The sequence below is a fragment of the Vibrio sp. 10N.261.54.A5 genome, assembly GCF_041471145.1.
Lineage (GTDB): Bacteria > Pseudomonadota > Gammaproteobacteria > Enterobacterales > Vibrionaceae > Vibrio > Vibrio crassostreae_C.
In genome coordinates this window covers 19,326-27,399 of the sequence record NZ_JBFRNU010000064.1, presented here as the reverse complement: position 1 = coordinate 27,399, position 8,074 = coordinate 19,326, and the positions used below count along the sequence as shown (strand labels likewise).

Sequence of the window (8,074 nt, the reverse complement as noted above, 5' to 3'; positions counted from 1 at the left end):
ATCGCCAGGCTTTAAATTTGAACACTTGTCAGCGACGACAAGTATTCCACTGCGGAGTGGTAGTTCAGTTGGTTAGAATACCGGCCTGTCACGCCGGGGGTCGCGGGTTCGAGTCCCGTCCACTCCGCCACTTATTCAGAGTTTCAGCTCTTTAAAACTGAAAATAGGGGTGTAGCTCCAATTGGCAGAGCAGCGGATTCCAAATCCGCGTGTTGGGAGTTCGAATCTCTCCACCCCTGCCATATACGAAGCCTCAGCAGAAATGCTGGGGCTTTTTTACGTCTGTTGCTTCTGCAAAGCAATGTTGGGAGCTGGAGCGCCAGCCCGGTCGAATCTCCGGAGTGTCGGCCCATCCCTGCTATATTTAAGGCTCTAGTCGAAAGACTAGAGCCTTTTTGCTTTCTTAAGTTGAAATACTTCATAACCCCTTTTCAGCTTCTTCTATCTCAAATTTCTCTCTGCTCCCAAAAAGTTGCCAATAATCGTAAACTGTTCTCAAATGCCGACTAGTATAAATAATATGCATCACTTACATGGAACGGTTATGAGGTTATCTTTTGTTTTAGTTGTCCTGTTTTACTCATTTTCTTCTTTAGCAACCCCTTGGGAGAAAGAGAAAAGCCCGACGACAAACTCGACCTCATCGATCGGCAGTTACGCTAACGGCTGCTTGGACGGTGCACAGGCTTTACCGATTAATGGTGTTGGCTATCAGATTATTCGTCCCCAAAGGGAGCGTTACTATGGTCACACAGAGGCTATTAAGTTTGTTGAAAGGCTCGGCGTGACAACAAGTGAGCAATTGAACACGAATCTATTGATTGGTGATATCTCACTTCCTCGTGGTGGACGCTTTTCATCTGGGCATTCAAGCCATCAAACTGGGTTGGATATAGACATATGGCTGAGGTTAACGGACAAAAGGCTCTCTGAGAATGAACTCGCGGTTCCTAAGCCAGTCAGTGTCGTCTATCTTACTAACTACAAGCTTCGCCAGTCTAATTGGACTAACGACCACTTCCAGGTTATTCGTCATGCCGCTAAAGATGAAAAAGTGGTGCGGATTTTTGTTCATCCAGTGATCAAGCAAACCCTTTGTGAACAAGAAAACTCTGACGCTAATGATAGAGCTTGGTTAGGCAAAATAAGACCTTGGTGGGGACACCACTCCCACTTCCACGTTCGTTTAAAGTGTCCTGAAGGCAGTTCAAACTGCATAGCTCAAGCGAGCCCTCCTAAAGGTGACGGTTGTGGAGATGAACTTGCAAGTTGGGCTCCAAAGACTGTTCCAGTTCCACCTCCTAAAAAAGTAGCGAAAACTAAGAAAAAGAAAAAAGTTAAAGTGATGCCAAGTCAGTGTTTGGCCTTGATATCGAATAAGTAATCCTGTTCATCGAGGCTTTTTACAGTGGTACTGCCACTGGTTTTTTCGACTCTAAAACTGGAGAAATATCACACTTTTGTCTAGAGTTTATAAACACGAGATTAAGAACATCGTTTGATATTAATAAAAGCAATAACGGTATCAGCAAGGGCGATGGCGAATTTGACAAGGTTTGGTCAGGGATTGAGTGTTTTGGGGTGAAAGATGCGGCTTATATGCAGTATGCGAAATCAGAGTCTGATACCCGTCGATAGATAATTCAAGGATAAGACTATGACTATGATTTGTGCGAAGGAATTTTCAGAATGGTTAAGACATAGGTTCAACGCTGAAAGCTCGGGTATTTCAATTTCAAGAGATGACATCAATCAGCTAACAGGCAGACAACGTTTAGACCCTAGTTTCGTAAATGATGTTCACTATGAATTGATGCAGTATGGAATGGCATTTGTGACCGATACCAGCAGGGAAAACTTTTATCTTGTTCCTATAGCTCAATCAATAAACTGGCGAGAACGACTCGAATATCAATTTGAAAAAGAGCTCTTCTGCAATATTTATCCAATCGGAAAATCAGGATGAAAAAAAAGGTTCAACTTATGGTTAAGTTGAACCTTTCTTCTTTTAGGTCAAGCCTTGAATGATAACAAACTTCTCAAGTAGCTCGTCATCAGTTTCAATATGGTTTGGGTCAGTGATGATGCATTTTGTAATCGGACACACTGACTGGCATGTTGGCTTTTCATAGTGACCTTTACACTCTGTACATAAATCAGGATCGATCTCGAAGATGCTGTCGCCCATAGTGATTGCACCATTTGGGCATTCAGGATCACACATATCGCAGTTTATGCACTTGTCAGTAATTAACAGAGCCATTATTTTCTTCTCAAGTAAGTCGCTTAAGTAAAAATTATTTGCCTGATGCGTTACGTGTATCTTGGCCTTCGCTCAAGTTACGCATCAGCAAGCCGTACTCTAGATCTAGATCTGCTGGTACAGGAATAAATACAAAGTGACCGTTACCTTTCGCATCGTCGACCGCTTCAGATTTGCGGTTTTCCATAACTTCTAGTTTGAAAACAACGTTACCTTTCGGTGTCATCATTTCTAAGCTGTCGCCTACTAGGAACTTGTTCTTCACTTCTACTTCCGCTAGGTCACCACGGCGCTTACCTGTGAACTCACCAACAAACTGTTGAGTGTCAGAGATAGAGTAACCGTACTCGTAGTTTTGGTATGTATCGTGTGTATGGCGACGTAAGAAGCCTTCAGTGTAACCACGGTGAGCTAGGCTCTCTAGTGTACCCATTAGGCTTTCATCGAATGGTTTGCCTGCCACTGCATCGTCAATAGCTTTACGGTAAACCTGAGCAGTACGTGCACAGTAGTAGAAAGACTTAGTACGACCTTCAATCTTCAGAGAGTGAACACCCATCTTCGTTAGGCGCTCAACGTGTTGGATTGCACGAAGGTCTTTTGAGTTCATGATGTAAGTACCATGCTCATCTTCAAACGCTGCCATTTTCTCTTCTGGCTTGTGTGATTCAGAAAGCAGAACCACTTCGTCTGTTGGTTTACCAAGGCCTAGTGTGTTGTCTGGACGCTCATCTTGAACTTCAATGTCTTGCGTTTCTACTTCTTGAATAGCAACACCAGTAGGGTTTGCTTCAACGATCTGACCGTTTTCGTCTTCTTTCGCTGCTTGTGTTTTGTATTCCCAGCGGCAAGCGTTGGTGCAAGTACCTTGGTTTGGATCGCGCTTGTTCATGTAACCAGAAAGCAGACAACGGCCTGAGTAAGCCATGCAAAGAGCTCCGTGAACAAAGATCTCTAGCTCTGTTTCTGGGCAGTGTTCGCGAATCTCTTCGATCTCTTCAAGCGATAGCTCACGAGATAAGATCACACGCTCAACGCCTTGAGTTGACCAGAACTTAACGGTCGCCCAGTTTACTGCGTTTGCTTGAACAGAAAGATGGATTGGCATTTCAGGGAATGCTTCACGAACCATCATGATAAGACCAGGATCTGACATGATAAGCGCGTCAGGGCCCATGTCTACAACTGGTTTGAGGTCGCGAATGAATGTTTTTAATTTAGAGTTGTGCGGCTGAATGTTACATACAACATATAACTTTTTGCCTTGAGCATGAGCTTCATCGATACCGATTTGTAGGTTTTCGTGATTGAACTCGTTGTTACGAACACGAAGGCTGTAACGTGGCTGGCCTGCGTATACTGCATCTGCGCCGTAGGCGAATGCGTAACGCATGTTTTTGAGGCTTCCTGCCGGTGATAATAGTTCAGGTACAAATGGTTTTTGTGTAGTCATTGCTTCGTTCTCTAATCTGATCTCAAGTCAGGTTGATACCACCAAGTGATATCAAAGGGGCGCAAATTTTACGCTAAAATGAGTTTGGTTGATAGCCCTAAAGATAGCAATGACATTAACAAGAGGGTCTAGAGGCAGATATAAGTGAGAACTTAGTGAGAAATAAGCTCAGATACCGTTAGCACCTGAGCCTATAGTTTGACTGATTAAGCGTTAGGTTGAGTTAACCCGCCTAATGATTCAAATAGGTTTGGAAGGAAAACACTGAACTCACCACAAAGTAGAGAGAAGTCCGCATCAAAACGCGCAGCTTGATCTTCACGAGGAATATCGTCGTTTTCGTCTTTGAGCTCATCACTGAATTTTAGGCGTTTGATGCTGCCATCTTCTGCAAGAATGAATTCAATACGGTCTTGCCAGTTGATAAGAAGTTTCGTCACCATCTTATTGGCTTCGATGTGGTTTTTAATCTCATCAGCTTCTAGTTCTTGTTTCTTAACTCGAACAATACCGCCGTCTTCTTGAATAGATTTTAGTTCTGCTTCATCAAGCATAGTGATGCCTTGTGGCGTATCACCTGATTTCACCCATTCTGTAAGAGTCGTTTCGATCGCTTGCTCTGGGATAGCTGGCACTACTGGCAGGCTACCCATTGTCTTACGTAGCAATGCTAATACATCTTCTGCTTTTTTGTAGCTGCTCGCATCAACCACAATGAAACCTTCTTTTGGCATGATCAGCGCGTAAGTGAAGTTGCTGCGGCTGAATGCTCGAGGAAGTAGATCAATGATGATGTCTTCTTTTAGGCTGTCTTTCTCTTTCTTTTTCAGAGGGGTACCAGACTCTGCCTCAAGCGTTTCTACTTTTGCGTTCAATGATTCTTTGATCACAGAAGCGGGTAGCATTTTCTCTTCTTTCTTTGCACAGATAAGAATGCGGTTTTCTGATACGTGCGTCATCATATCGCCATGTCTACCCATTGCGTGTACCCAACCAAACTTCTGTTTGTCTTGGCTACCACAAGGAGTAAAGCGGAATTCTTCAAGTTGTTTCTCTAGCTGATCTGCGTTGAAATCAATATCACGGTTGAAGCGATAGACTAGGCAATTTTTAAACCACATAAATTTTTCTCATACCTTTTTAGAAGTGCTTCATGATATGAGATCTAATTCGATTTGTCCCTAGCTCTGTATCAAAAGTTATAAAGTGAAATGTTTGAGACAGTTATATGAAAATTTGTTTTCAAAGGTCACAAAAGTGTCATAATTAACTCAGATAATGCAATGCGTTGATTAAATACAAAGGCTATTCAATTATGTCGAGAAGGATTCTGGTCGTTGAAGATGAAGCACCTATTCGTGAGATGCTGTGCTTCGTGCTTGAACAAAAAGGCTACCAAGCAGTAGAGGCTGAAGATTACGATACAGCGGTAAACAAGCTATGTGAACCTTTCCCAGATCTAGTATTACTAGATTGGATGCTACCTGGTGGTAGCGGGATAAACTTTATCAAGCACATGAAGCGTGAAGAGTTAACTCGCAACATCCCAGTGGTGATGCTAACGGCTCGTGGAGAAGAAGAAGATAAGGTGCGTGGTTTAGAAGTGGGTGCTGATGATTACATCACCAAGCCATTTTCACCCAAAGAGCTCGTTGCTCGCCTGAAAGCGGTTATCCGCCGTGTAACGCCTACTGCACTAGAAGATGTGATTGATGTACAAGGTCTTAAGCTAGACCCAGTATCTCATCGTGTTACCGCAAGTGAAGGTCCAGTTGATATGGGACCAACAGAGTTCAAAATGCTGCATTTCTTTATGACTCACCAAGAGCGTGTGTACAGCCGAGAGCAGCTGCTTAACAACGTTTGGGGTACCAATGTTTACGTTGAAGACCGAACGGTTGATGTACATATTCGACGCCTGCGTAAAGCGCTTGAGTCTGCAGGTCACGATAAGCTAATCCAAACGGTTCGTGGCGCTGGCTACCGTTTTTCTACAAAGGCTTAATGTGGCTTCGCTGCCCAGTTTACGGAGTCCTGAATGGTTGAAAAGTTAACCTGGAAAAAGCTGGCTTGGGAGCTGGCTTTTTTTTACGCACCATGGGTTTTAGTCGGATGGATATTCGGTTACCTACCTTGGTTGCTGCTGGCTGCTACGGTATTGCAGCTCGGCTGGCATCTACACAACCAAATGCGTTTGTCCGCATGGCTGTGGGATGAGAAGCGTCTAACTCCACCTTCAGGCTCTGGGAACTGGGAATCTCTGTTTAACGGTATTTATCGTATGCAGCAGAGACAGCGTCGCAAACGCAAAGAACTGACTAACCTTATCCGCCGTTTCCGTAACGGTGCAGAATCGCTTCCCGATGCCGTTGTGGTATTTCGCGGTGAAGGCAATATCGTTTGGTGTAACAAGCTAGCTCAGTATTTGCTGGGCTTTCGTTGGCCAGATGATTCAGGTCAACCGATCTCGAATTTGATTCGTACTCCAGATTTTATTAAGTACCTTAATAAGCAAGATTTCTCTGAGCCATTAGAGATGCCTTCTCCATTGAATGTGGAGCGTATGCTCGAGCTGCGTATTGTGCCGTATACCGAGGGTGAACACCTGATGGTGGTACGTGATGTGACCCAGCTTAAGCAGTTAGAAGGCATGCGCCGTAACTTCTTCGCTAACGTTTCTCATGAATTGCGTACGCCGATGACCGTCCTTCAAGGTTACCTTGAAATGACCGAAGATCCAGACATGATCGTTGGGCCAATGTGGACCAAGGCGCATGGCGTAATGACTGAGCAGCTCAATCGAATGAACAGTTTGGTTAATCAACTACTCACGCTTTCGAAAATTGAAGCGGCGCCAATGCATGAGTTGGATGAAGTGGTCAACGTTCCGGCGATGCTTGAGGTTCTTGAGAAAGAAGCGGCGAGCCTTAGCGGTGAGCGCGAACATAAGCTTGAGTTTGATATCGATAAGAGCCTACGAGTTCTTGCCGATGAAGACCAATTGAGAAGTGCGATATCGAATTTGGTTTATAACGCGGTTAAATACACACCCGCAGGTGCAACGGTCAAAGTGCGTTGGTATCAAACCAGCCAAGGCGCGTGCTTAGATGTGTCAGATACTGGTGATGGTATTGAGCCTCAACACTTACATCGACTCACAGAGCGCTTCTATCGTGTAGATAAAGCCCGCTCTCGTGATACCGGTGGTAGTGGTCTTGGATTAGCGATTGTAAAGCATGCGCTTAGCCACCACGATTCACATCTCGAAATTCAAAGTGAAGTGGGCGTCGGCAGTCGTTTCCATTTTACTTTACCAAATCGACTGACCGTATCATGAGTTGTTCGATACGCAGGATGCATTTTCCAGTCAGCTCATTATTAGCGTTTGCTTTAGTTAACCCTGTGCATGCCGAACAGGGTGTCGATTCTCTTCCTGATTATTCTAAGGTTCCGGGAATTTCTGGGAGCTTATTATCGGTCGGTTCGGATACCTTAGCGGGTATGACGACGTTATGGGTGGAAGAGTTCAAGTCCTACTACCCAAATGTTAACGCTCAAGTCCAAGCATCGGGTTCTTCTACTGCTCCTCCAGCCTTAACCGAAGGGACTGCACATCTAGGGCCAATGAGTCGTCCGATGCGCCTGCGAGAAATTGAAGCATTTGAAAGGGAGCATGGATATAAGCCAACAGCACTGCGAGTTGCTATCGATGCGATTGGGCTTTTTGTGCATCGTGATAACCCTATTGAGGGGCTTAACTTTCGTCAGATTGATGGCATTTTTTCTGAGACATTACGCTGCGGAGCAACAAGGCCCCTCAATAACTGGCAAGATCTCGGAATCGATCAGCCATGGGCGAAACATCGATTCCAATTGTTCGGTCGCAATTCTGTATCGGGGACTTATGGATACTTCAAACAGAATGCACTGTGCGGCGGTGACTTTAAAAATCGTGTGAATGAGCAACCTGGTTCGGCTTCAGTCGTTCAGTCGGTCGCTTCATCCATCAGTGGGATTGGCTACTCGGGCATTGGCTACCGCGTAGCAGGTGTTAAGCTGATTCCTATTGCAGAGCACGGCTCTAATTATGTTGAGCCTACGCGTGAGAATATCTTGAGTGGTGATTACCCTCTATCTCGTTTTCTCTATGTGTATGTGAATAAGCATCCGGATAAACCACTTTCTCCCGTTGAAAGAGAGTTCCTCACTTTTGTGTTCTCAAAGCAAGGACAAGAACTTGTAGAGAAAGATGGCTATTTAGCAATACCGTCTGAGTTCGCAGAGCAAGAGTTGGCAAAAGTCGGGCTCTAATTCAGGCTGCGATAAACTTAGATAAGAAACGTATGAACAGCTTGCGC

Annotated in this window: 8 protein-coding genes and 2 tRNA genes; 7 read left to right on the top strand and 3 right to left on the bottom strand. The window is 44.7% G+C overall.

The genetic code is table 11. The features are described from left to right. The first annotated feature begins 53 nt into the window (after nt 1-53). From AB4329_RS19425 to AB4329_RS19410, 4 genes are all read left to right on the top strand, one after another. Nucleotides 54-130 (top strand) — tRNA-Asp (locus AB4329_RS19425). A 35-nt stretch (nt 131-165) separates the two neighbouring features. Then, nucleotides 166-242: transfer RNA gene (locus tag AB4329_RS19420), tRNA-Trp, on the top strand. Nucleotides 243-544: 302 nt separating this feature from the next. After that, nucleotides 545-1,384: a penicillin-insensitive murein endopeptidase gene (mepA, locus tag AB4329_RS19415; RefSeq protein WP_372139059.1), complete on the top strand. Its 840-nt coding sequence runs from the start codon at nt 545-547 to the stop codon at nt 1,382-1,384. A gap of 273 nt (nt 1,385-1,657) precedes the next feature. Next, entirely contained in the window at nt 1,658-1,966 is a 309-nt protein-coding gene (locus AB4329_RS19410; protein WP_017062536.1) for a hypothetical protein, read from the top strand. Between the two features lie 42 nt (nt 1,967-2,008). Here AB4329_RS19410 and AB4329_RS19405 read toward each other — a convergent pair whose 3' ends face one another. The 3 genes from AB4329_RS19405 to rdgC form a co-directional block, all read right to left on the bottom strand. Further along, nucleotides 2,009-2,263 (bottom strand): YfhL family 4Fe-4S dicluster ferredoxin, encoded by a 255-nt coding sequence (locus AB4329_RS19405; RefSeq protein WP_004735061.1) that lies wholly within the window; start codon nt 2,261-2,263, stop codon nt 2,009-2,011. A 34-nt stretch (nt 2,264-2,297) separates the two neighbouring features. Continuing rightward, the gene (yegQ, locus tag AB4329_RS19400; RefSeq protein WP_372139057.1) at nt 2,298-3,716 is read right to left on the bottom strand and encodes a tRNA 5-hydroxyuridine modification protein YegQ; all 1,419 of its coding nucleotides are present in this window, start codon (nt 3,714-3,716) and stop codon (nt 2,298-2,300) included. 206 nt (nt 3,717-3,922) lie between these two features. Beyond that, complete coding sequence (rdgC, locus tag AB4329_RS19395) at nt 3,923-4,837, bottom strand: recombination-associated protein RdgC (protein ID WP_017062534.1); 915 nt, start codon at nt 4,835-4,837, stop codon at nt 3,923-3,925. A 194-nt stretch (nt 4,838-5,031) separates the two neighbouring features. On the opposite strand from rdgC, the gene phoB reads away from it, so the two are divergent. The 3 genes from phoB to AB4329_RS19380 are packed head-to-tail and all read left to right on the top strand — an operon-like array spanning nt 5,032 to nt 8,027. Continuing rightward, entirely contained in the window at nt 5,032-5,721 is a 690-nt protein-coding gene (phoB, locus tag AB4329_RS19390; RefSeq protein WP_004735064.1) for a phosphate regulon transcriptional regulator PhoB, read from the top strand. A 33-nt stretch (nt 5,722-5,754) separates the two neighbouring features. Further along, the gene (gene phoR / locus AB4329_RS19385) at nt 5,755-7,053 is read left to right on the top strand and encodes a phosphate regulon sensor histidine kinase PhoR (RefSeq protein ID WP_004740365.1); all 1,299 of its coding nucleotides are present in this window, start codon (nt 5,755-5,757) and stop codon (nt 7,051-7,053) included. Next, entirely contained in the window at nt 7,050-8,027 is a 978-nt protein-coding gene (locus AB4329_RS19380; RefSeq protein WP_102320722.1) for a PstS family phosphate ABC transporter substrate-binding protein, read from the top strand. Before phoR ends, AB4329_RS19380 begins: the two co-directional genes overlap by 4 nt. Nucleotides 8,028-8,074 lie beyond the last annotated feature (47 nt).